The sequence below is a fragment of the Paenibacillus sp. CFBP13512 genome, from assembly GCF_005233705.1.
GTDB classification, from domain to species: domain Bacteria; phylum Bacillota; class Bacilli; order Paenibacillales; family Paenibacillaceae; genus Saccharibacillus; species Saccharibacillus nuruki.
The window spans coordinates 165,564-188,508 of record NZ_QGAD01000009.1; the positions used below are offsets into that span (position 1 = coordinate 165,564).

A 22,945-nucleotide genomic window follows, 5' to 3' on the forward strand; every position below is an offset into this window, starting at 1 on the left:
CTTTATATGAAGCAGATCAAAGCAATTATATTTTTCCTTAAGAATCAAAAGGTTGTAGATCATTTTTGTTCACGTTAACATTTTGTCGGAGAATACTCTTTGTAGATGGATATGGAAACCGTATAGAACACAAATTGATGATCGAGGTGAATGATGGAATGACAAGCACAGTATATGATGTAGATACGATCCAGAATTGGGCGGCACAAATGAGTGATTCCGTAATAAAGCGTAATCCTGAATTGAAGCATAAATGGGAATATGATAATGGTGTTATTTTCAAAGGCATGGAATTAGTCTATGCATTGACTCAAGATCGCAAATACTTAGATTATATTCGTACTAATATGGATTTCTTTATTGAAGAATCAGGCGGTATTCGCAGTTATCGTGTAGATGAATACAATATCGATCATGTGAATAATGGAAAGTTATTATTTCCTCTTTATCGTGAAACAGGAGAAGAGCGATATCGCCAAGCTGCTGATTTGCTACGTCAACAGTTAATGAAGCATCCTCGTACCAGTGAAGGGGCTTTCTGGCATAAGCAAATTTATCCTTACCAGATCTGGTTAGATGGACTGTATATGGGTGCTCCTTTTTACGCGGAGTATATTCGTGAATTTGCAGATATCAAAGACTATAGCGATGTTACGCAACAATTCAAATTATGTTATCAGCATACCCGTGATGCGCAGACAGGACTGCTTTATCACGCATGGGATGAGAAAAAGGAACAACCGTGGTGTGATCCTACAACCGGTCTATCCAAAAACTTCTGGGGACGTTCGATGGGCTGGTTTGTGATGGCACTGGTGGATGTACTGGATATTTTGCCAGAAGATCAGGAAGATCGGGCAACGATTATCCAGATGCTGAGCGAAACGATGGAAGCACTGATGAAGGTGCAGGATCAGGCAAGTGGTGTCTTTTATCAAGTGCTGAATCTACCTGATGCCAAAGGCAATTATCTAGAAGCTTCAGCTTCGTGTATGATTCTGTACGCCGTTGCTAAAGGTCTGCGTAAAGGATATCTACCCGAGCGCTATCAAGTCAAAGCCGAGCAGATTCGCAAAGGGATTATCGAGGAATTTATCACGATTACAGAAGAAGGTCTGATTAACCTCAACAAAACCTGTCAGGTGGCTGGTCTAGGTGGCAAAGATAAGCGTGACGGTACGTATGCTTACTATATTAGCGAACCGATTATCTGTAATGATCCGAAAGGAATCGGTGCTTTTATTCTGGCAATGGCTGAAGCGGAGCTGTTGAATAAAACTGCTCAATAAATAGACTTTAAGCAGATAAAATTAATAAAGTATACTCGATTATTCATAAACAAATAGTACGATAGAATAAGCGTTGTGAAGCCGTAACGATTCTGTTATCGCTTCACAACGCTTATTTTTGTTTTATGATGAGAAGAACAATGATCTCAAAGGAGGGTCCTTTTCTATGCCATTTATCGATACTGCACCGCTCGTCAATCAACTGGTTGAGCGTGAATTATATAGTTGTCTGATCGTCCAACATGGCGTACAGATTTTAGATTACTACCGTGAACCTGACAAGAAAGAGATTCCACTCAAAATCAATTCGTGTACCAAAAGTATTCTTTCTAGCTTGGTCAGTATCGCTATCGACCAAGGGATTATGCCTGCTCCAGATACAGCGATTTCTGCCTTTTTCCCACAGCTGCATACAGACCCTGATCCACGTAAAGCTCAGATCACGATTGAGCAGTTACTGACGATGTCTGCTGGGTTCAACTGGACGGAATTTGGAGGACAGCATTCTTTTCCCACGATGAGCAAAACGTCCAACTGGATCGACTTTGTGCTTTCTCAACCACTTGTGCATGAGCCGGGTACTGTGATGGAATACAATTCCGGTTGTTCTCAACTGTTGGCGACTATTCTGACACAGACTTCCGGTCAATCGGTTGCTTCGTTTGCTGAACAGCATCTGTTTACACCACTGGGTATTACTCAATATGTCTGGGAGACTGATCCTCAAGGTGTACACACAGGTGGATTTGGATTGCAATTGCCTCCATCGGCTATGCTACAATTTGGGCTATTGTATTTGCATGAGGGCAAAGTGAACGGGCAGCCCTTGATTCAATCATCCACTGTAAGACATGCTACAAGTCCGCTTATCGCTGTAGATAGCCCGCAAAAAGCGCATTATGGTTGGCATTGGTGGCACTCTTCTTTTACATTGGACAGTCAGCCTAAAGTCGATATTCCCTATTATTATGCTTTAGGATTCGGTGGACAATATATTGTCGTTGTTCCTTCTTATGAATTAGTCGTCACCGTCTCCGCAGACCGCTTTAAGCGAAAACGCACACCACTTGATGTATTCCGTGACTTTGTTGTGCCTTTGCTGGAAAATGTAAACAACACGACTGTGAATTGATGCTGTCGTGTTGTTTTGCTATTCATCTATGAAGATTGTTTGCTTATACGGTCATCCCTAGAAATTCATCTAACCGATCTTTCTGAAGCCAGTGATGACGATAATGCATCTCAATAATCGCAAACCATTCTGTAGCATTTAATTGCCCGAATCTTGGATGAGCTACTGTATACTGCGGATCGGTTGTCGCTAACAAAGGTTCTATTGCTCTTATGCGTAATCGCACTTGCTCTAATCCTTCTAGCAATTCAGCTTTGGTATGCGGTTGTGTAGGTGTGTACATAGGCGAAGCAGGCACTTGAACACGAATCGGTGGAAAGCTTCCCATTGCTATAATATGTTCGCCTGCATGTGTTTTGTACGTTGTCTCTGTGATGGCTTCTCCTGCTTGCTGACGCTTGATACACGTATCAATATTCGCCAGATGCATACGTTGTGCAGATTGTATCAAATGATTATACATTTGCCCGAGTGACCACTGCTGTGGATCGGGTTGTAAGGTTAGTTGTTCGATACTGTACGGTTCCAACGCTTGAATATACCGCTCTACCTCTTGTTCAAATTGTTGCAATATGGTTTGGGTGTTCATCTAATATCCTCCTTGTGCGCTTAGCGATTGATCTAAGCGACTCATTTGTATCTACTATACAAAAATACTACTGACACCATATTGTCAGTAGCGTTTTAGCATATTATTTATTTTTTCAATCATATGTTGGCGCAGCGATTCAGGTTCTAACACTGTCACCGAATCTCCCCAGCTTAATATCCAATAAAGCACATCTTCAAAGTGGCGTACACGCATCGTCACTATAGTATATTGCTCTTGCGGTTCGATCGTTTCCATATAAAAGTGACCGACTTCCTGAATACGTTCTGTCATATGAGATTCAAATTGTAGACGTATGACCATATGACGATGATCTGGTGGTCGATATTCTGCCAATTTGAAATCTTCAGGCATCACAAAATGTTCATCTAATTCAACCAAATTCGATAGACGAGATAGCCGAAAATGGCGAATATCCTGCCTTAATTCACAGTAAGCTACCAATACCCAATGATTCATATTTAACGCTAATCCATAAGGACAGACGGTTCTTGTAATAGACTGCTGATGTGGTTTGCTATATCCGAACTGCAACTTACGCTTTTGTACGATCGCTTGTCCTATCGGTTCTACATATTGCCGATCATCGACGGTATATAAAGTTTGACGTTGCCCTAATAACCGAATTCCTTCACGAATCGGGTCTGATTGTTCCCGTACTCTTTCTGGCAAAATCGATTCGATCTTACGACGAGCAGACTCTGCATTATGACGATAATGTTGTCCGAATTGCTGTTCTACAAAATCGGTACCTAGCAATAATGTAACTGCTTCTTCTGCGGTAAAGTGAATCGGTGGCAAAAAGTACCCTTCGCTTAACGAGTATCCTTGTCCCGGAGATCCCAGCAACGGCACACCCGCTTCACTCAGTGCTTGCATATCCCGATAGATCGTTCGGACACTCATTTCAAAAGTAGCTGCCAAATCTTCCGCACGTATCCATGATCTACGCTGAAGCTCCAATACAATCGCTAACATGCGTTCTGTTTTATTCATCTGCTTCACCTCATCCGCTCACAATATAATGGCTACAGATACTATACTGTATTTGCTTGCTTTGACCAACTGTTAGCTGAGAACCTATGTATTTTCAACGATGACCGAACAACAACAAAAAACCGTTACTGCCTTTTGCACAGTAACGGTTGATATCTTGTTATATTTATCGTTTAGGTGGTTTGTGAAGAAATTCCTGTTTTCATCTGCGTGCTATCTCCTGCATCTGAAGCCATTCCACTGGTTGTTTCATCTTCTTCAGCGTTGTCAAACATTTCGCCTTTGCGCGATAAAATAATATTTAGCAGTACTGCTGTGATCGAACCGGTCACGATTCCATTTTGCAATAATGTCTGTGCAAAGCTTGGCAGTTGTCCGAACATATCTGGCAATACTGCTGAACCTAATCCGACAGCAATACTACATGCCACGATCATCAGATTACGATCATTACGCAGATTCACTTCAGACAGAATCGAGATCCCCGATGCCGCTACCGATCCGAACATCACGATCATGGCTCCGCCTAATACAGCATTTGGAATAACCGTCGTGAGTGCTGCTAATTTAGGCAATAAACCAAGTACGATCATAATACCCGATGCCGCAAAAATCACATTACGTGTTTTGACTTTCGTGAGCGATATCAGACCTACATTTTGAGAGAATGCTGTATAAGGGAAAGCATTGAAAAATCCGCCTAGCATAATCGCAAGACCTTCAGAACGTAGTCCATTGACGATCTGCTTTTGCTCCACTTTCTGTTCAATCGCTTTACCAACAGCAATATATACTCCTGTCGATTCCACCATACTTACAATATTCACAATCACCATCGTGACAATCGCGGTTAAGCTAAATTCCGGTATGCCGAAGTAGAAAGGTTGAGCAACCCGTACCCACGAAGCTTCGCCGACTGATCCGAAATGCACCATGCCCATACTGTAAGCGACCACAGTACCAACAAATAATCCAACCAATACCGAAATCGAGCGTAAAAATCCTTTAGCCAAACGATTCACCAATAAAATCACTAATAACGTTATCAGGGCCAGCATCAGATTGCGAGGTGCACCAAAGTCACTGCTTCCTTGTCCGCCTGCTACATTGTTCATCGCAACTGGAATCAAAGACAATCCGATAATCGTTACTACCGAACCGGTTACGATTTTTGGGAAAAAGCGAAGCAATCGACCATACAGTGGAGCGATCAAGACCACGAACAGTCCAGATAAAATAATCGCTCCATAGGCGGTGGCGAGATTAGAGGTTGAAGCAATCGCAATAATCGGGCCTACAGCAGTAAATGTACATCCCAAAACAACAGGTAATCCACTACCAAAATAACGTGTACCCAGCACTTGTAATAATGTAGCAATCCCGCACGTAAATAAATCGGCGGCGATCAGATATGCCATTTGTTCAGCAGTCAGATGAAGTGCTCCACCCACAATAAGCGGTACAGCAATCGCTCCTGCATACATCGCCATGACGTGCTGAAGCCCTAATGTAAATATTTTGCGTCTACTTAACATGAAGACTCCTCATTTCTAGAGGCTACCGTTACCAGATCAGGTACCAGTGGTGTCTCATCAATAAAATCAACATGCTCTGGGGACATTGATGAAATACGTGCTAACGATTGAATCGGAATCTGGCGTTCTTCCAGTAATCCTCGTCCTTCCTGGAACGTCTTCTCAATCACACAACCCACACCAACCAGTGTCGCTCCTGAAGCTTCTACGATATCAGCCAAGCCCACTAGTGCTGCTCCTGTTGCTAAGAAATCATCAACGATTAAGATGCGATCTTCTTTATTGAGATAACTTTGTACAATCGTGACCTGATACGTTTCTTGCTTGGTAAAAGAATGTACAGATGCCGCGTAGACCACATCTCCTTGAGTAATTGCTTTTTTCTTTTTGGCATATACAAAAGGGACACCTAAAGCGATTCCTGTTGCCATTGCAAATTGGATACCGCTTGCTTCAATCGTTAATACTTTAGTAATCTTCTCATGGGCGAAAAGCCGAGCAAATTCTTTGCCGATCTCAACGGCTAATGCTGTATCTACCTGATGGTTAAGAAATGAGTCCACTTTCAATACTTTTTCGGACAAAATCTGTCCTTCCTGACGAATTCGTTCTTGTAATGCTTTCATATGGTTTCTCTCCTTTAGAATAACAGTGCGATTTGAGGGGGAAATAAAAAAAGACAGACCTCCTTGAGTGATTGCTCTCAAGTGAAGTCTGTCTGTATCGATCATCTATAATCATCATGTCCAATTATAAAAATACGATCTGCATAACAATGTATTGATCCAAAGCGAACGTTATCGCAATGCCAAATACATGCTTCACTCATAGTCAGATCATTACAGTGGTGATCCGGTAGAAACTTTTGGGCCATATTCCCAATATTATATGAGGTCGATTGCCGATTTCTCGCACAATCTGTATAAAATTATATATGTATACTACACGTATTCATGTAACGTTTCAAGAATAATTTTCATATTTTCATAAGAAGGCATTTTTTTATAACCTATTCTACTTCGACAAACCATTTTTTCAAATTATTTTCTGCTTCAATATAGGATTCAATAGAACAGAGATAAACAAATGAGCTAACCCGATAGTAGAAGCTACAAACACAATAAATATACCCGAAATCACATATTCTTTGTATCCTAAGATGATCATCAATACTACAAAATTAAGGATATATACACTACCTATATACATTTTCACTCTTTTGGGATGCGAATTGAAATATAAAATAACTTGTAATAACGTAGAGAAAAATAAAATATAGAAAGCAGGCATAAATATAATCAATATGGCGAGATCATAAAATAATAAGAACTCATTTGACAAAGAACTACTTGGCCAATGCACGATTACTCCGTAGGAAGAAAGAATAGCAGATGCCATCATCCAAATGTAATAAATGTATATCAATTTGCTCTCCTCCTACATCGTAAATTGTAATACTATAGTTATAAAATACTTCTAAACAGTATCACACTATTCCACGAATCTCATCTAGCGATTGCACCTTTTCTTTTTCCATCCAAGCGGTAAGACCTGCGACTAATTCTTCGCCTGCATGCAAATTCACAAAATTATACGTCCCGATCTGCACAGCTTCCGCTCCAGCCATAATGTATTCAACGATATCTTCTACAGAGCTAATACCGCCCATCCCTACGACTGGAATCGATACAGCATGGGAGACTTGATGCACCATCCGCAAAGCAATCGGCTTGATCGCAGGGCCAGATAGACCTGCATACATATTATGAAAAGCACTGCGTCGCTGATAAATATCAATCTTCATCGCCGAAAAGGTATTTACGAGTGATACCGCATCTGCACCTTCTTGCTCACACATATACGCCATCGCTACAATATCCTGTGCATTGGGCGATAATTTGACCATTAATGGAATAGAAGTAACCTGTCTGACTTCTCGCACAATCTGGCGAGCCACTTCGGTATCTACTCCGAATTGAATACCGCCTTCTTTGACATTAGGGCACGAAATATTTAGTTCTAAAAGATCGACCGCTTGTTGTCCCTGACGTTGACGTAAGTCACAAGCTTCGCTGATCTGCGCCGCACCATTTACGTATTCTTCCAGATTCGCTCCACCCAAATTGGCAATCACAGCTGTATTGCTGGCTACCAGTTGATCTAATTCATTTTCCAAAAAAGAAGCGACTCCTGGATTCTCCAGACCGACACTGTTCATCATGCCTGAAGGTGTCTCTTGTACCCGACAACCGGTATTGCCTGAACGTGGATGCAACGTCAGACCTTTGCTGGCTATACCGCCAAGTATACTGAGATCGTAAAGTTCACCGTATTCTCGTCCAAATCCAAAAGTTCCCGAAGCCATGATAATCGGATTACGTAAAGCAACACCTGCTAGATTACATATGAGAGAGGTCATTCCAATTCACCTCCTCGGCTGTAAATACAGGGCCTTCTTTACAGACACGCCGATTCCCATGAACCGTCTGGATGGAGCATGTCAGACAAGCGCCGATGCCACATGCCATTCTTTTCTCAGTTGAGATATAGAGTAATGTGGAAGCACGCATTGCTTTTATTTTCTCCGCCAATGCTTGTAACATTCCCGCAGGTCCACATGCCATAATTACTGAATACAATGTAGGATCAATGATATCAGTTATCTGATGATATTGTCCTTGAGTGATATGAATCTGATCGGCTCTATCTACCATCTGCTCGAACGATTCAACTGCAAAAGACTGATGATTAAATCCTAAATAAATCTCTGCTTGATGGTAATGCTTGGCGGCTAATAGTAGTGGCGCTACACCCATTCCGCCACCAACGAGAGCAACCGATTCATGCTCATCTACGATCGGGAATCCATTTCCAAAAGGGCCGGACAGTTGAATCTCTTGCCCTGCTTGTACATTCGCAAGTAACGTGGTCCCTCTACCTTTCACTCTATACAAAAAAGCGATATAATCATCGCCTTGATCGTGAATACTTAGTGGGCGAGATAACAAAGGATCGGTCATCGCTATCCCTTGCATAGCACAAGGTCGCACCATATAAAATTGCCCCATGCCTCCTGCCCATTGCCCTGCTACCTTGATCACATACACGCTTGGAGCTACTTGTATATTCGATATAATATTCGCCATACACACTTCCCCCTTTTCACCGTTCACTATCTTACAGGGAAGTGTAGTATTTGGTTGTAACTATTTTCACAGTCTTTTGATTTTTTGCATTTAGATCTTTTTTGAATCTAGATCTTTTTAACGTACCAGATTGATATTGAACAGACTCAGCCCCACAACCGTTAGTAAAATCAATGCGGTCATCATCACATGGACTTTTTTGTACATCACTAGAATAGCTATATATTCACGGATAAATGCATTCGGCAAATAATAAAAAGCAGTACGTGAGCCGACACCATCACCGTTGATTCCTGCTTCTCGTGCATAGATACCAGCACGGAATAAATGGAAATTGTTCGTCACAAAAACACAGGAATATGATTTTCCTGCCATGCGTTCATCCATTTTTTGTTTGGAAAATTGCATATTTTGTAGCGTATTAACCGATTGATTTTCGACAATAATATGGTCATTGGGGATACCTTTGGACAATAGATAGTCACGTATCGCTTCAGCTTCAGCAACCGTCTCATCACTACCTTGTCCACCAGAAGCAACAAATAGAGGCGGTGTATGTATTTTGCGTTGACGATCATAAAAAGCAATCGCACGATCAATACGACTCGCTAATAAAGGAGGAACACGATCTTTGATTAATCCACTTCCTAAAATGATCATAAATTCTTGACGAAGCTTCACTCGATTGAGGTTGTACAATATCGAAGAGGCAAGATAACAGATAAATAAAAACCCATAATAAACAAAACACAATTGGATAAAAATAATAAATGGTTGCAAAATACCAACTGAAGGCATAAGAAAAGTAATCACTGGCAAAGTGGCAATACCAATCCCCGCAAGCAAAGATAGCAAGTTAGGTAATTTCCAGCCTTCTTTGGATAATAGCGTTCGTCCATTGTAGATCAGTGCTATTCCAATCACTAACAACATCACAGGCGAAAGTAGTAGCAAAATAAGCACTAATAGCAGACCGATATAGGGAATAACGCCATCCAGATTACTAATTGCATACACAATTGAACTGAATAAAAGTAGCAATATTCCTATCGTCAGAAAGACTCCATTTCGTACCCGCCGCTGATCGATTGCGTAATTGATAACGAACAAGATAAGAAAAAAAACAGTCAAACTGTATATATAAATCACGTATCTTCCTCCTGTTGTCTATGTTCCGTTTCTGGTCGTCCTTTTTCTTTTTTAGCATATCGAGTTCAAGTTATACATTAACTTACAACGCCGTAAGATAGACGTAAGGCAAATCGATAGTGTCACTTATCTGTTAAGCGTAAAGTGAACGGTAGTATTGCTATACGAAAGGAAAAATCACTATGCGTAACGGAACCAAGCTTTTACTATTTGTACTTACGATCTTTATATTGCTTGTGATTACACTGGTTAGTCAATTATCTGAACGGGATCTTGCTAAGCTTAATCCGTGGATACCCAAGCAGCATTATTATGTACAGGTTCATCATTCATCATCTACCCAATCTTCTTCATCAGACAGTACTGTCGAATACACATTACCCGCATGGGATGACAAAGGAAACGCTCAAACGATTACATTTTCCGGTATACATCCATTACGGGAAGGTGCTTATCTACAATTGATCCTCAAAAATAACGAAGTGCTCTCTTATCAGGAAATAGCTTATCCGCAGATTCCCGATTTAGCACAGCAACATTTGCATCGTTAACCTTCCAAATAGCTTCTATTGAAATGCAAGGTATCACCAAAAAAGGTCTCTCTTTCTGCTTCTATTTACGATAACATGGAACAGAATAGAGTTCTTTCTCATGTCAAAGATGAATAAGAACATTGATGTAAGGAGCGAATAAATATGCAGACCATTTTGATCGTGGAAGATGATCGTAAGATTGCTGAGTTATTACAATCGTATATTGTGAAATATGGCTACCATGTTATTGTAACCACAGACTTCGAACATGTGCTACAACAATTTCAACAAGAGCAACCTGATCTGGTTCTGCTGGATGTGAATCTTCCCAGTTATGATGGATATTACTGGTGCAGACAGATTCGTGCACATTCAATCTGTCCGGTGATCTTTATCTCTGCACGTGCAGGTGAAATGGATCAGATTATGGCGCTTGAAAATGGAGCCGATGACTATATTACCAAACCATTTGATTATGGTATCGTTATCGCGAAAATTCGCAGTCATTTACGGCGTGCATATGGTGAATATGCATCCAAACATGAAGAATTGATTTGGCACAAAGAAGGTCTAGCCTTGTATCCTGAACGGCTTGAACTTCATTACAACAATCAAAGCGTCTTATTAACGAAAAAGGAAGCTGATATTATCGAAAGTCTGATCGAACGGCATCCACGGGTAGCCAGCCGGGAAGCGCTACTTGAAAAGCTATGGGATGATCAGACGTATGTCGATGAAAATACACTTAATGTCAATATCACCCGTGTACGCAAAAAGTTTCTAGACCTCGGGCTCATCGATGCTTTAGAAACGGTGCGAGGAATCGGATATCGTCTGCATGTCACCTGGAATAAGGATAGTTCATTATGAAGCTGTTTCTCAAAGAACATCTGCTACTGATCATTATTCAAATCATTCAATTTAGTGCGGTGATGGGCATTTATTGGTTGGATGGCTATCGACATACAGGGCCTGCACTATATTCGATTATGTTGGGCTTATTTTTGTTAAGTGGGTATTTAGGATATCAGTATTATAGTCGTCGTCAGTATTACCGCCGCTTACAAGAACCTTTGCTATCGTTAGATGACTCGATACAGCGATTGGATCAAGCTCCTGTGGCAGAAGCGTTAGAGCAGTTGTTACGCCAGCAATATCGGTATTATCAACAACAGCTTGCTACGATTCAACAGCAACAGCAACAACATCTCACCTTTATGAACCAATGGGTACATCAGATGAAAACGCCTTTGTCAGTGATCGAACTGACTGTACAGGATATTGATGAACCTGAATTTGCTAGTATTCGTGAAGAATTAGAACGTATGAGTTCAGGGTTGAATACGATTTTGTATATGGCGAGATTGCGGACATTTGAACAGGATTTTCATATTCGCATGATCTCTTTATCTGAAGTGATTCGCGAAGTGGTGCAAGAACACAAGCGTCTATTTATTCGCAGTCAAGTGTATCCTGATGTACAGATCAAAGATGGTGATTTATGGACAGAGTCTGATCAGAAATGGCTATTTTTTATGTTGTCTCAACTGGTGATTAACGCTGTCAAATATTCTGCACATACTCATCATAAAGTGATGATTTCTTCATATATTCGTCATCAGCAAGCAGTTATAGAAGTGAAAGATCAGGGTGTAGGCATTCCTGCTTCTGATATCAAGCGCGTTTTCGAACCTTTTTTCACCGGCGAAAATGGACGGCGTTTTCGTGAATCTACAGGGATGGGGTTATATCTGACTCGTGAAGCCGCTCAGCGTCTGGATCATCAGTTAGAGCTAGAATCGACGGTAGATGCAGGTACGACTGTACGTATTATTTTCCCATCGTATCAACGTAAACACTAGCTTACACCGCTGTAAGGTGATTGAAAGAGAAATCGATAGTTCCTCTTCCAAGTTCTATCTATACTGAACTTATGTAATCAATCACCAAGGAGGAAATGACATGCTACAAGTCAATCAGGTTAGCAAGATCTATGAAGGTAAAATAGCGTATCAGGCGCTCTCTAATATTCAATTTACGATAGAAGATGGTGAATTTGTCGGAATCATGGGTCCATCAGGAAGTGGTAAAACGACCCTACTGAATATGATTGCTACCATCGACGAACCAACAACCGGCGAGATTTTGATCCATGATCGTAATATTAATCAACTGAATAAAAATGAACTTGCGAAGTTTAGAAGACGGGAATTAGGGTTTGTATTTCAAGACTTCAATCTACTGCATACGTTAACGGTCGAAGAAAATATTGTTCTACCTCTTACACTCGATGGTGCTAAAGTTAGCGAAATGAAATCCAAAGCAGCCATCATCGCCGAACAATTAGGCATCTCTGCGATTATGAATAAACGCACCTATGAAATCTCGGGCGGACAAGCTCAACGTGCGGCTATTGCGCGCGCCATGATTCATGCTCCCCATCTTTTACTAGCTGATGAACCTACAGGGAATTTGGATTCCAAGTCTGCTCGTGATGTTATGGAACTACTGGAAAAGATCAATCAAGAACAACAGACAACGATGATGCTGGTTACTCATGATGCATTAGCAGCTAGTTATTGTCAGCGTGTTATTTTTATACGAGATGGTAAGTTCTATAGCGAGATTCATCGTGGCGAACATCGTCAGACGTTTTTCCAAAAGATTATTGATACCTTGTCACTGCTAGGGGGTCACGCCAATGACATTTCGTCAATTCGCGTATAACAATGTCGCCCGTAATAAGCGCTTGTATGCCGCTTATTTTCTAAGCAGTATGTTTACCGTTATGGTCTTTTTCACCTTTTCGATCTTTGCGTATCATCCTGCGTTAAAAGGTAATGGACTGAGTCAAAATGCCGCTGCTGGATTATCTGCCGCCAAATGGGTGATTTATGTATTCTCATTCTTTTTTGTACTTTATTCAATGAGTTCTTTTTTACGATCACGGCAAAAAGAATTTGGATTATTGATGATGCAAGGGATGTCTACAGGGCAATTACGCCAGATGGTTTTTTTGGAAAATATGATTATTGGATTTGCCGCTACGTTAGGTGGAATTGGACTGGGGCTTGTGTTCGCCAAAGTGATTTTGTTAATCGGTGAACGGATGCTTGTACTGGAAGAAACACTATCTTTTTATTTTCCTATACAGGCGATCACCATCACGTTTATTTCATTTATGATTCTGTTTATGTTGATCTGCTTATTTATTACAGCTATCCTACGTAATCGTACATTAATCACGCTGATCAAAAGCAATAAGACCTCTAAAGGAGAACCTAAAGCATCGATCTGGTTATCACTTATTGTCATACTGCTGATTGGAAGTAGTTACTTGATCTCGCTACGTGCTTCAGGTGATCAGGCGATTTATTTACTAGTGCCTATTATCATTATGGTGAGTATCGGAACGTATCTGTTATTCACACAATTGAGCGTATATATAATTCATCGCCTTAAAGAACGCAAATCTTTTTTCTGGTACAAAACCAATATGTTACTCCTTTCCGATCTTGCTTATCGGATGAAAGATAATGCTCGTACATTTTTCCTTGTCGCTATTGTATCGACCGTCTCATTCTGCGCGATTGGTTCGTTATATGGTATTCAATCGGTGTTGATCGCTAATACCACATCGTATAGCACTTATCCAATAACGTATTTCTCGACAGCCAAAGATACTGCGCGAGCACAACATCTTCAGTATATTAACGATACATTGAATACACATGCGATAGACTTAACCCCTGCTACATTACACGTATTACGTTATAAAATTTCTGAGTCTGCGGATCAAGTCAGTATTGTTCGTATGTCCGATTATAATGCCTTTGCTACTTTGTTAGGAGAGCCTACAATAACATTGACTGATCAACAAACGGCTATTCGAACAACATCAACGATTGGCAATCGTTTTAACGATGAACTGATCAACAAAAACATCACTTTAGAAAAAGGACTTTCGATTCAGACCGCTTCTCAAGCGACTTTATCTCAAGTTATACCCGCGCTAAGTGAGTATCTCGTCGTCCCTGATATATTTTATCAAAAACTACAACACCCGACGACAACTGACCAAATTGATGTGTGGAATGGAAAAATGGATTCGTCTACGGCTATTCAATTAGCGCAAGACATTCAACAGTCAGTCAAGCCTTATCAAGCCCATTATGTCTTCTTTGCTAAAGAGTATGAAGTATATAGCCAGAAGCAACAATTTGGCTTACCACTCTTTATGAGTTTATTTATCGGTATTGTATTTTTTGTCTCCGCAGGTAGCTTCTTATACTTCCGTCTATACAGTGATCTAGAAGAAGATAAGCAGAAGTTCAAAGCAATCTCTAAATTAGGGCTAACCACCAAAGAACTAACTAACGTGTTAAACTGGCAGATTGCCTTACTGTTTTTCGCTCCGATTGCGGTTGCTTTGATTCATGGAGCGGTTGCTTTGACTACATTATCGAATATGTTCCACTATTCCTTGCTCAAAGAATCCAGTATTGTACTAGGTATTTTCTTACTTATACAAATGGTTTACTTCTTTATTGTACGTCACTTTTATATCGGACAAGTAAAATCGGCTTTGCGCTAGATGTTAAAATACATGCAATAACATAACAAAAAAGCTTCCTGTTCACCACCATTCGCTGGCGTGTCATCAGGAAGCTTTTTACGTATATTGTCACTACATAGGATACGTACAGCATGATGTTAATCAAGTGCTGTATCGGATCTGATTTTATTTTTGGAAATGAATATCAATTTCGACGATCTCTGAACGTGTGCCTATTCGCATCGGTGTTCCCCAGAATCCATATCCTGACGATACAATCGAATGAAGCTGTCCTTTTTGCAAATAGCCCCAATCATTCTCATAGATACGATTCGTAATCAACTGTGCTGGAGCGACCTGTCCACGATGGGTATGACCGGAGACGACTAGATCGGTTCCTAATTTCTGCTCAGCATCCAGTTCATATGGTTGATGATCCATCACAATAATCGGCTTCGAATGATCAACCGATTCTAGCAACTTCGCTAATTCTGCACGCGGACGATCGCTGTAATCTTGACGACCGACCAGTGTGATTCCATTATCGAGCACAATCGATTCATCATAGAGGATATTCAGATCACTATCATCTAATACTTGAATCAGATTGATCCCTTTTTCAAAACGATCATGATTCCCAAGAGACGTGTATACAGGGGCTTCGATCCCTTTAAGAATATTCGGAATATCGGTTTTGACAAAGTACGGTAAATTATCGTCGATCACATCGCCCGGAAATAATACCAGATCCGGCTTTAATTCGTTGATCATTTTTACCATTCGTCTCGCATGAGATTCATTGGATAGTACACCGAAATGGGTATCGGATACCACAATGACTTTCATGTCTGACTTGCCTGTCACCGGCTTATCGATCTGAATATCATAGTTACGTACGACAGGACTATAAGCATTAAACATTCCGATAGTCGCTACAATCACAAACACAAGCAATGTACTCCATCCCGCCCATACAATGACTAGATGTTGAGATAAGGATGTAAAACGAGTTATCAATACTCCTAAGTTCATTACGGGTAGCCACAATATCAAAATGTATAACATCATAAACCAGACTGCACTTATTAACTTAATGGTGATACTTTCACGTACCCAGAAGTTCAAGAAGAATGAATAAGCTAAAATAAGCAGCACCACAACAAAGATATATCTTACAAAATGATGATCTGGTAACACCTGTCCAAACCATACCCAACCATTCCATCCCATATACAGCAAGATCAGATTATACACAACAAAAATAATGATTCCGATTAACAAATAGGTTGACTCCTGTCTCTATTTTATAATGATTACTTTTTGCTTGTTACTATCTCTATATAAGTATATACGATATACAATCATGTACCAAATGATAAAAGTATAATTTAATTCTCGATTATAAAAATACGTAAATACGAATTTATTGCAGTAAAAAAGATTTATTTTAGAACTTAATTACGCTATAATATACGTAATTACATACTAATATAGACTTCATTCTACTACTTACTTAGCTATCGGAGGTTACTATCCTGTGTCTGAACTACTTGATCCCAAAAATGATTTTTTATTCAAACGTATTTTTGGTAGTGAAAAGAACAAAGACGTATTACTTACGTTTCTCAACCACATTTTTAAAGAAGCGAATAAACCTTCTCTTTCTGAAATTTTGTTGCTCAATCCTTATACAGATAAAGATTCGCCTTTGGATAAGCAATCGATTTTTGATATTCATGCACGTACAGAGGAAGGCGAATTAATCAATGTGGAGATGCAACTATTTAACAAATATGATACTGAAAAGCGTACTCTGTTCTACTGGAGCAAGCAGTATTCGAATCAGTTGCTCGAAGGAAACGCCTACAGAACATTACAAAAATGTGTTACGATTAATGTATTAAATTATTCTCTGTTGCCCAATGATCAGTATCATAATGTATTTCATTTACGTGAAGATCGAACACATATTTCATTACTAGATGATATTGAGATTCACTTTCTTGAACTACCCAAGTTAGAGCAGATGACTACTCCATTAGAAGGAAGTCCACTGATCAATTGGTTATTGTTTCTTAAAGGTACTGATCCATCACACTGGGAGGTGCTATCTATGAATGAACCTGAATTAAAAAAAGCGATGACTACTCTGGAATTTTTAAGTCAGGATCGTGAAGCTCGTATGCGCTATGAAGCTCGCCAGAAATTTTTGCATGATGAAGCTTCACTTGTCGATTCTGCAATGGCAGAAGGCGAACGCCGTGGCGTCGAAGCTGGTTTTCAAAAAGGAATCGAACAAGGGAAATATCAAGCTCAATTAGACATGGCTCGCAACATGCTTTCTCTTGGATTAGATATTGAAGTGATTGCCAAAGCAACCGGTTTATCTCAAGAAGATATTCGTTCTCTATCCTGAGTCTAAATCTCAAATAAACGTAGTTACTACATGTTTTTTAAATTCATAAAATAAGTAAGAGCCTATCAATAGTGATAGGCTCTTTTTTTCAACTTTATTTCAACGCTTTATGCACTTTGAGTAGTTTACCTTTGACAGTGGTATCCTTCATCACTTTCAAAACATGAGGACCTTTACCGTTCAGAATCTCAACATACGTCACATTATCTTGAATCGTAATAATTCCAATATCTTCAGCGGTTACGCCTTCGATACGAGCAATCGTCCCTACGAAATCGACAGCACGCAGTTTTTTCTTTTTGCCACCATTAAAGTACAATTTCATAATTTCTTTGTTCAACTGCTCACTTTTGGCAGGTTTACGTTCTGCACGAATCCCCATTTTACCTTCAAAAGCTTCACGCGCACGATCCACTTCTACCGCATCAGGAGCTTCTTTATGCGGAATGGCAAATCCGATATAATCTTGAATTTCACGCAAAAATTTATCTTCAAACGGAGTCACAAAAGTGATCGCTAGACCGCTTTTGCCTGCACGTCCTGTTCGTCCTGTACGATGCACATAGCTTTCTTTTTCCAGCGGTAGATCATAGTTGATCACATGTGTAATATTGTCGATATCAATTCCACGAGCAGCCACATCGGTTGCTACCAGATAACGGAATTGTCCACGTTTGAAATCTTCCATCACAGCAAAGCGATCTTCTTGCAGCATTCCGCCATGAATCTTAGCACATGTGTAATCATTAGCGGTTAACCGCTCACTTACCATATTCACGTTATCCTGTGTACGACAGAAAATAATACAGCTATCTGGATTTTCGACGACTGTAATATCTTGCAATAATGTGAATTTGTCTGCATCTTTTACTTCACATAACGCATGTTCAATCGTTGCTGTCGTAAGCCCTGTCGCTTGAATCTCAATATGCTCAGGCTGACGCATATGACGGTGACATAGACGTTCGATATCTTGCGGCAACGTTGCAGAGAACAGCAATGTCGTCCGATCTTTAGGCAATGCTTTGATAATATTTTCAACCTGTTCAATAAAGCCCATATTTAACATTTCATCGGCTTCATCGATAATGAGGAATTCTATTTTATCCAAAGCCAGTGTGCCCCGCTGAATATGATCCAATACACGTCCAGGTGTACCGACAACGACATGACTTTTCTGTTTTAATTCAAGTGTTTGCTTCGCATAAGGTTGTTTTCCGTAAACGGCTGTCGCTTTGATTCGCTTAAAGCGCCCGATATTTGTAATATCTTCTTTCACCTGTGCAGCAAGCTCGCGTGTAGGGGTTAAGACTAACGCTTGTGGTTTATTTTCGTTCCAATCCACTAGCTCACACAATGGAATCCCGAAGGCAGCCGTTTTACCACTACCGGTTTGCGATTTCACGACAAGATCTTGGCGCTCTAGTGCAACTGGAATGACTTTTTGCTGTACTTCAGTAGGCTGTGTATAGCCCAGTTGTTGTAATGCTTTTAAAATATCTTCACTTAATCCATACTCTTCAAAATTAGACTGACTCATGAAATACCTCTTCTTTTTATAAATTAACATGTTCGATCACTCGACCCAACATGCTGAATAATGAACATACACTTACTTGGATAACGATACCTAGCGACCATTTAACAGATCATATCTACTTTGACTCACTCTATCCAGTATACGCTATATTGGTAAGTAACATTTGAGAAAATAGTAAAAAAAGCAGTATCTTACTTCTCAAATTCAATAATAGTGATCCTTTTTAATAATTCTTCGACTTCTGTTGTGACTTTATCCCAGATGATAGTCGCTTCTTGCGCTAACACATGTTGACGATCTGTATCACTTCCCGCTTGCAGGGGATGGCAAATAGCTAATGTTCTTCTTGCAAACACATGCATAATAGCTGAAGTATCTGCACCTTTTCCAGACAAGTGATCTAATTCCAATTGGTTAAAATAGTAATCCAGTTCCTCGGATAATTTACTGCGAATCTTAGTCGTGTCTTTGCGGGATAAATCTGCATCTTGAAAAGCTAATTCGATAGCCGTCGTCATCATATATCTGGCTTCGTATCGATTGAGATCGTATTGGTGGTATTGCATATGTAGTAGAAATGCTAATTGCAAAGCAGTCAGCCGAAACCAATATAACTCTGCATCGATCGAATCAGATTCATGTTTTGACAATAATAAAGAAGCTTCGGTTGTGCGATGTAATTGTTTAACTTGAGGAAAACGAATTAACAATCTAGCAATCTGCCGTGTCGCTTTTCCCAAATGTATACGAGTCGGTAATTGATCCATAATAGCAAGGTCTCCTTCGATCGAGCAAAATAGAAGTAATATACAACTCCTTACCCATTTCGTGTAAAAAGGAAAAAGGCAGTTATCTATATACTTGGATTTATGAGATTAATTTTCATCATCTATAAAGATGATTTTACAAATACTTCAACAACGTATATGATGTTTATATCGAATTATCTCGATATATCTATTATATACAAAAGGAGTGATTTTCTTTGAGAACCATTAGAGTGTATCATGTCGATGCTTTTACGGATCAACCTTTCACGGGTAATACCGCAGGTGTAGTATTAGATGCAGAACATTTAAGCAGTCTAGAAATGCAACAGATTGCGCGAGAATTGAACTTATCCGAATCGGTCTTTTTACTTCCTTCCGATCAAGCAGATATAGATTATAAAGTAAGATATTTTACACCTACTGAAGAGATTCCTTTTTGCGGACATGCGACGATCGGCTTAACATGGTTATTAGCTACAGAACTTGGACTATCTCAGCAACAAGATGGCGTCGTTCTAGGTACACAAGCAGGTGCAATTCCAGTCGTATGGCATCAACAAGACGGCAAAATACAACGGGTCGAAATGACACAAGTTACCCCACAGATTCAGCCTTTTACTATAGACCTTACTACACTTAGTGCTATGATTGGTGTTCCTGTTGATGCAATCGATCCTGCTTATCCGATTCAACTCGCCCATACAGGGAACTGGCATCTACTTATTCCTGTACATACACAGCAAGCGATCGATCAAGCTAACCCTGACCTTATCGCTCTCAGTCAACACAATCGACAGCACCAGATTGCGACCACCCATCTCTACACATTTACGCCACATCAAGAATATGATCTGTATACTCGTGATTTTGCGCCTGCGATAGGCATTGCTGAAGATCCAGTAACAGGTGCGGCAAATGGAGCTTTAGCAGGCTTTTTATATTTAAATGGAATTATTCCACAAGATCGGACTACAGCACTTCAGATCGCGCAAGGGCATGCGATTGGCAGACCCGGTCTACTGTATGTGCAAGCTATTTCTAACGGTGTAGATACGCCGATCATCAAAGTCGCTGGTGCGGCAACGATCACGATCCGAGGGGAGTTAAGTATTTAAATTAGATAGAATAGAAAAAGGCAAAGCTCTTAGTATATACAGCTTTGCCTTTTTTATCGTTAATCGAGTTCTAATACCATTCGTTCTTCATCCCAATACTGCCCCTCATACTTCAACGCGTTCTTTTCTAAGCCACACACTTTAAATCCTAGACTGATATATAATTGCTTAGCCGCCCTATTTTCAGAAATGACAGTCAATCCGATCTGCTCTAATCCTTCCAGTACACTGGCTCTTTGTACCAATTCTTTCATCAACGCTTTGCCTATCTTTTGACCTCTACAAGACGGTGACACGTACATCGCATAGATGTTGCCTTTATGTATCGTTTTAAGATGTTGTTCTCTAACAAAAGTCACCATTCCTACAAGCTCTTGCTTATCAAAACAACCTAATGTAAATCGTTTACTTGAGGGTTGAAGCTTATGTTGTATCTCTTCGATCGGTTTGGAGACTTCGCTATCATATGTAACTAAAAAAGCTTCAGGATTTTCTTGTAATGACCTTAATCGAAGTGCACGATAGGACACTGCATCTTCACTTGTTAAACGTCTGATGTCCATCTTATCCCCTCCTACCCTGATATAAAAAAACAAAGCCCTCAGAAAATCTTTGGCTTTGCCTTTTGAACTGCAATTATACGATTTTGATTTCCAACAGTTTATACTTGAATGTTCCCATAGGCGCTTCAAAAGTAATCGTGTTACCGACTTTTTGTCCGATCAACGCTTTACCTAGTGGGCTTTCATAAGATAACTTGTTGTTAATAACGTCTGCTTCAGCAGGTCCGACAATTTGGTATTCGATATCTTCACCGAACTCCAAATCATGTAGGAGTATCGTAGAACCGATACTGACTTTGGAAAGATCCAAGTTATCTGCATTTACGACCTGTGCATTACGTAACATTTTTTCTAAAATCAGAACTCGTGTCTCCATAAATGCTTGATCGTCTTTTGCCGAATGGTATTCGCTGTTTTCCTTCAAGTCTCCATAACTGATTGCCAGTTTCAGACGTTGTGACAACTCTTTACGGCGTGGTCCCTTCAGTTCTGCAAGCTCATCTTCCAGCTTATTGATACCTTCTCGGGTCAATATAATTTCTTCTTTTTCCTTAGCCATGTGCTCAACTCCCTCTTTAACAGTATACGCTATATTGGCACACTTTCGTTACTTTAATTGTAAAATAAAGTGATTAAATTTAAGAGGTATGCTGTTCTGATCGCAATAAAACGCATACATTGGTTAATCATCAACTTTCATCCTTATTGTTGTTGCCTTCTAGATCTGTATCTCAATAATAAAAGCCAAGCACATCTCAGAGAATCTGAGTTAGCTTAGCTTTTTCGGTAAAATGCTTATTTATTCGGAATAAATTGCTTAATCCAACTACCAAAACCAGCAGGATTACGAGATTGGATCAAAATCACACCTTCACCGCGGAAACGACAAACGATTCCTTCTCCACTGGTGACACTGGATAACCAGCCTTTCGATGCTTTTTCGATCTGATAATTCATATAACCCGGCCATGCGACAAGGTGAGCATTATCGACAATCACTTCTTCCCCATGAGCTAGATTAATCGCATGAATCGACCCGTAGGAAGATAAGAAGACTGTGCCTTTTCCACGAATTTCAATAATAAAGAATCCTTCGCCTGAAAATAACCCTTTTTTCAGATTTTGCATCTGTGTGCCGACTTCGATGCCTTCGGTCCCAGCAAGAAAACCGTCTTTTTGTACATACAGACTATAGGATCCATCTAATTCAACAGCAGTAACATCTCCTATACTGGAAGGGGCAAGTAATACTTCTGCTGGGCCACGAGTGGAACGCAATTCTTGAAAAAAGAATTTTTCTCCAGTTAACATACGACCTAGACCGCCCATCAGTCCGCCATCCATCGTTCCTTTAATATCTACATTTGGAGACATAGAGACCATAGCGCCTGACTCGGCTTTGATTGCTTCTCCTTGCTCTATATGTACCTTCAACATGGCAAACGCGCCTTCATACAAAATATCATATTTCATCTTTGTTCACCTATCCTCTCAATGTATCAAGCTTATTTTATATTATGACATTTCACCTTTGGCGTTGTATATATGCTCTCGGTTCAATCGTCTCGGCAATTTCTCATTGATGATATGAAGAAT

22 protein-coding genes and 1 riboswitch are annotated in these 22,945 nt (G+C 40.1%); of the genes, 9 read left to right on the plus strand and 13 right to left on the minus strand.

Annotation, left to right across the window (positions count from 1 at the left end; translation table 11 throughout):
* The first annotated feature begins 158 nt into the window (after positions 1 to 158).
* On the plus strand, positions 159 to 1,289 hold the full coding sequence (locus PaeCFBP13512_RS14705) for a glycoside hydrolase family 88/105 protein (protein WP_241669389.1): 1,131 nt from the start codon (positions 159 to 161) through the stop codon (positions 1,287 to 1,289).
* A 166-nt stretch (positions 1,290 to 1,455) separates the two neighbouring features.
* Positions 1,456 to 2,421, plus strand: coding sequence for a serine hydrolase domain-containing protein (locus PaeCFBP13512_RS14710; protein WP_137224037.1), 966 nt, complete (start codon positions 1,456 to 1,458; stop codon positions 2,419 to 2,421).
* A 43-nt stretch (positions 2,422 to 2,464) separates the two neighbouring features.
* On the opposite strand, the gene PaeCFBP13512_RS14715 is transcribed toward PaeCFBP13512_RS14710, so the two are convergent.
* From PaeCFBP13512_RS14715 to PaeCFBP13512_RS14750, 7 genes are all read right to left on the minus strand, one after another.
* The gene (locus PaeCFBP13512_RS14715; RefSeq protein WP_137224039.1) at positions 2,465 to 3,010 is read right to left on the minus strand and encodes a DinB family protein; all 546 of its coding nucleotides are present in this window, start codon (positions 3,008 to 3,010) and stop codon (positions 2,465 to 2,467) included.
* An 84-nt stretch (positions 3,011 to 3,094) separates the two neighbouring features.
* Positions 3,095 to 4,027 carry a helix-turn-helix transcriptional regulator gene (locus tag PaeCFBP13512_RS14720; RefSeq protein ID WP_137224041.1) on the minus strand — a complete coding sequence of 311 codons (933 nt, stop codon included), beginning with the start codon at positions 4,025 to 4,027 and terminating at the stop codon, positions 3,095 to 3,097.
* A 173-nt stretch (positions 4,028 to 4,200) separates the two neighbouring features.
* Positions 4,201 to 5,562 carry a nucleobase:cation symporter-2 family protein gene (locus tag PaeCFBP13512_RS14725; RefSeq protein WP_137224044.1) on the minus strand — a complete coding sequence of 454 codons (1,362 nt, stop codon included), beginning with the start codon at positions 5,560 to 5,562 and terminating at the stop codon, positions 4,201 to 4,203.
* Entirely contained in the window at positions 5,556 to 6,188 is a 633-nt protein-coding gene (locus tag PaeCFBP13512_RS14730) for a xanthine phosphoribosyltransferase (RefSeq protein WP_137224046.1), read from the minus strand. The genes PaeCFBP13512_RS14725 and PaeCFBP13512_RS14730 overlap by 7 nt, the downstream gene beginning before the upstream one ends.
* A gap of 182 nt (positions 6,189 to 6,370) precedes the next feature.
* Positions 6,371 to 6,474: riboswitch (purine riboswitch) on the minus strand.
* A gap of 574 nt (positions 6,475 to 7,048) precedes the next feature.
* On the minus strand, positions 7,049 to 7,981 hold the full coding sequence (locus tag PaeCFBP13512_RS14740) for a dihydroorotate dehydrogenase (protein WP_137224050.1): 933 nt from the start codon (positions 7,979 to 7,981) through the stop codon (positions 7,049 to 7,051).
* Positions 7,962 to 8,708, minus strand: a complete 747-nt coding sequence (locus PaeCFBP13512_RS14745; protein ID WP_137224052.1) for a dihydroorotate dehydrogenase electron transfer subunit — start codon at positions 8,706 to 8,708, stop codon at positions 7,962 to 7,964. The genes PaeCFBP13512_RS14740 and PaeCFBP13512_RS14745 overlap by 20 nt, the downstream gene beginning before the upstream one ends.
* A gap of 117 nt (positions 8,709 to 8,825) precedes the next feature.
* Positions 8,826 to 9,857 carry a YdcF family protein gene (locus PaeCFBP13512_RS14750; RefSeq protein WP_241669390.1) on the minus strand — a complete coding sequence of 344 codons (1,032 nt, stop codon included), beginning with the start codon at positions 9,855 to 9,857 and terminating at the stop codon, positions 8,826 to 8,828.
* A gap of 182 nt (positions 9,858 to 10,039) precedes the next feature.
* On the opposite strand from PaeCFBP13512_RS14750, the gene PaeCFBP13512_RS14755 reads away from it, so the two are divergent.
* The 5 genes from PaeCFBP13512_RS14755 (at position 10,040) to PaeCFBP13512_RS14775 (ending at position 14,984) form a co-directional block, all read left to right on the plus strand.
* Positions 10,040 to 10,408 (plus strand): YxeA family protein, encoded by a 369-nt coding sequence (locus tag PaeCFBP13512_RS14755; protein ID WP_137224054.1) that lies wholly within the window; start codon positions 10,040 to 10,042, stop codon positions 10,406 to 10,408.
* Between the two features lie 144 nt (positions 10,409 to 10,552).
* Positions 10,553 to 11,260, plus strand: coding sequence for a response regulator transcription factor (locus tag PaeCFBP13512_RS14760; protein ID WP_137224056.1), 708 nt, complete (start codon positions 10,553 to 10,555; stop codon positions 11,258 to 11,260).
* Positions 11,257 to 12,252: a sensor histidine kinase gene (locus PaeCFBP13512_RS14765; protein WP_137224058.1), complete on the plus strand. Its 996-nt coding sequence runs from the start codon at positions 11,257 to 11,259 to the stop codon at positions 12,250 to 12,252. Before PaeCFBP13512_RS14760 ends, PaeCFBP13512_RS14765 begins: the two co-directional genes overlap by 4 nt.
* A 100-nt stretch (positions 12,253 to 12,352) precedes the next feature.
* Positions 12,353 to 13,117, plus strand: a complete 765-nt coding sequence (locus PaeCFBP13512_RS14770) for an ABC transporter ATP-binding protein (RefSeq protein WP_137224060.1) — start codon at positions 12,353 to 12,355, stop codon at positions 13,115 to 13,117.
* Positions 13,092 to 14,984, plus strand: a complete 1,893-nt coding sequence (locus PaeCFBP13512_RS14775; RefSeq protein ID WP_137224062.1) for an FtsX-like permease family protein — start codon at positions 13,092 to 13,094, stop codon at positions 14,982 to 14,984. Before PaeCFBP13512_RS14770 ends, PaeCFBP13512_RS14775 begins: the two co-directional genes overlap by 26 nt.
* A 147-nt stretch (positions 14,985 to 15,131) precedes the next feature.
* On the opposite strand, the gene PaeCFBP13512_RS14780 is transcribed toward PaeCFBP13512_RS14775, so the two are convergent.
* A complete protein-coding gene (locus PaeCFBP13512_RS14780) occupies positions 15,132 to 16,226 on the minus strand; it encodes a metallophosphoesterase (protein WP_137224063.1) in 1,095 nt (364 codons plus the stop codon).
* 256 nt (positions 16,227 to 16,482) lie between these two features.
* Between PaeCFBP13512_RS14780 and PaeCFBP13512_RS14785 the strand changes: the two genes are divergently transcribed.
* Complete coding sequence (locus tag PaeCFBP13512_RS14785; RefSeq protein ID WP_137224065.1) at positions 16,483 to 17,361, plus strand: Rpn family recombination-promoting nuclease/putative transposase; 879 nt, start codon at positions 16,483 to 16,485, stop codon at positions 17,359 to 17,361.
* A 94-nt stretch (positions 17,362 to 17,455) separates the two neighbouring features.
* On the opposite strand, the gene PaeCFBP13512_RS14790 is transcribed toward PaeCFBP13512_RS14785, so the two are convergent.
* Both PaeCFBP13512_RS14790 and PaeCFBP13512_RS14795 read right to left on the minus strand, forming a co-directional pair.
* Positions 17,456 to 18,901, minus strand: a complete 1,446-nt coding sequence (locus tag PaeCFBP13512_RS14790) for a DEAD/DEAH box helicase (protein ID WP_137224067.1) — start codon at positions 18,899 to 18,901, stop codon at positions 17,456 to 17,458.
* A 191-nt stretch (positions 18,902 to 19,092) separates the two neighbouring features.
* Positions 19,093 to 19,668, minus strand: a complete 576-nt coding sequence (locus PaeCFBP13512_RS14795) for a hypothetical protein (RefSeq protein ID WP_137224069.1) — start codon at positions 19,666 to 19,668, stop codon at positions 19,093 to 19,095.
* A 218-nt stretch (positions 19,669 to 19,886) separates the two neighbouring features.
* Between PaeCFBP13512_RS14795 and PaeCFBP13512_RS14800 the strand changes: the two genes are divergently transcribed.
* The gene (locus tag PaeCFBP13512_RS14800) at positions 19,887 to 20,786 is read left to right on the plus strand and encodes a PhzF family phenazine biosynthesis protein (protein WP_137224071.1); all 900 of its coding nucleotides are present in this window, start codon (positions 19,887 to 19,889) and stop codon (positions 20,784 to 20,786) included.
* A 59-nt stretch (positions 20,787 to 20,845) separates the two neighbouring features.
* On the opposite strand, the gene PaeCFBP13512_RS14805 is transcribed toward PaeCFBP13512_RS14800, so the two are convergent.
* From PaeCFBP13512_RS14805 to PaeCFBP13512_RS14815, 3 genes are all read right to left on the minus strand, one after another.
* Positions 20,846 to 21,349: a GNAT family N-acetyltransferase gene (locus tag PaeCFBP13512_RS14805; protein ID WP_137224073.1), complete on the minus strand. Its 504-nt coding sequence runs from the start codon at positions 21,347 to 21,349 to the stop codon at positions 20,846 to 20,848.
* Positions 21,350 to 21,422: 73 nt separating this feature from the next.
* The gene (greA, locus tag PaeCFBP13512_RS14810; protein WP_069326531.1) at positions 21,423 to 21,908 is read right to left on the minus strand and encodes a transcription elongation factor GreA; all 486 of its coding nucleotides are present in this window, start codon (positions 21,906 to 21,908) and stop codon (positions 21,423 to 21,425) included.
* A 236-nt stretch (positions 21,909 to 22,144) separates the two neighbouring features.
* The gene (locus PaeCFBP13512_RS14815; RefSeq protein WP_069326530.1) at positions 22,145 to 22,822 is read right to left on the minus strand and encodes a TIGR00266 family protein; all 678 of its coding nucleotides are present in this window, start codon (positions 22,820 to 22,822) and stop codon (positions 22,145 to 22,147) included.
* Positions 22,823 to 22,945: the final 123 nt, after the last annotated feature.

Bases quoted from the DNA above. Each gene is read 5' to 3' on its own strand.
- PaeCFBP13512_RS14710 (WP_137224037.1), top strand. From the start codon at position 1,456: ATGCCATTTATCGATACTGCACCGCTCGTCAATCAACTGGTTGAGCGT.
- PaeCFBP13512_RS14775 (WP_137224062.1), top strand. From the start codon at position 13,092: ATGACATTTCGTCAATTCGCGTATAACAATGTCGCCCGTAATAAGCGC.
- PaeCFBP13512_RS14730 (WP_137224046.1), bottom strand. From the start codon at position 6,188: ATGAAAGCATTACAAGAACGAATTCGTCAGGAAGGACAGATTTTGTCC.
- PaeCFBP13512_RS14740 (WP_137224050.1), bottom strand. From the start codon at position 7,981: ATGACCTCTCTCATATGTAATCTAGCAGGTGTTGCTTTACGTAATCCG.
- PaeCFBP13512_RS14815 (WP_069326530.1), bottom strand. From the start codon at position 22,822: ATGAAATATGATATTTTGTATGAAGGCGCGTTTGCCATGTTGAAGGTA.
- PaeCFBP13512_RS14795 (WP_137224069.1), bottom strand. From the start codon at position 19,668: ATGGATCAATTACCGACTCGTATACATTTGGGAAAAGCGACACGGCAG.
- PaeCFBP13512_RS14790 (WP_137224067.1), bottom strand. From the start codon at position 18,901: ATGAGTCAGTCTAATTTTGAAGAGTATGGATTAAGTGAAGATATTTTA.
- PaeCFBP13512_RS14765 (WP_137224058.1), top strand. From the start codon at position 11,257: ATGAAGCTGTTTCTCAAAGAACATCTGCTACTGATCATTATTCAAATC.
- greA (WP_069326531.1), bottom strand. From the start codon at position 21,908: ATGGCTAAGGAAAAAGAAGAAATTATATTGACCCGAGAAGGTATCAAT.
- PaeCFBP13512_RS14755 (WP_137224054.1), top strand. From the start codon at position 10,040: ATGCGTAACGGAACCAAGCTTTTACTATTTGTACTTACGATCTTTATA.
- PaeCFBP13512_RS14805 (WP_137224073.1), bottom strand. From the start codon at position 21,349: ATGGACATCAGACGTTTAACAAGTGAAGATGCAGTGTCCTATCGTGCA.
- PaeCFBP13512_RS14770 (WP_137224060.1), top strand. From the start codon at position 12,353: ATGCTACAAGTCAATCAGGTTAGCAAGATCTATGAAGGTAAAATAGCG.
- PaeCFBP13512_RS14720 (WP_137224041.1), bottom strand. From the start codon at position 4,027: ATGAATAAAACAGAACGCATGTTAGCGATTGTATTGGAGCTTCAGCGT.
- PaeCFBP13512_RS14760 (WP_137224056.1), top strand. From the start codon at position 10,553: ATGCAGACCATTTTGATCGTGGAAGATGATCGTAAGATTGCTGAGTTA.
- PaeCFBP13512_RS14705 (WP_241669389.1), top strand. From the start codon at position 159: ATGACAAGCACAGTATATGATGTAGATACGATCCAGAATTGGGCGGCA.
- PaeCFBP13512_RS14715 (WP_137224039.1), bottom strand. From the start codon at position 3,010: ATGAACACCCAAACCATATTGCAACAATTTGAACAAGAGGTAGAGCGG.
- PaeCFBP13512_RS14745 (WP_137224052.1), bottom strand. From the start codon at position 8,708: ATGGCGAATATTATATCGAATATACAAGTAGCTCCAAGCGTGTATGTG.
- PaeCFBP13512_RS14725 (WP_137224044.1), bottom strand. From the start codon at position 5,562: ATGTTAAGTAGACGCAAAATATTTACATTAGGGCTTCAGCACGTCATG.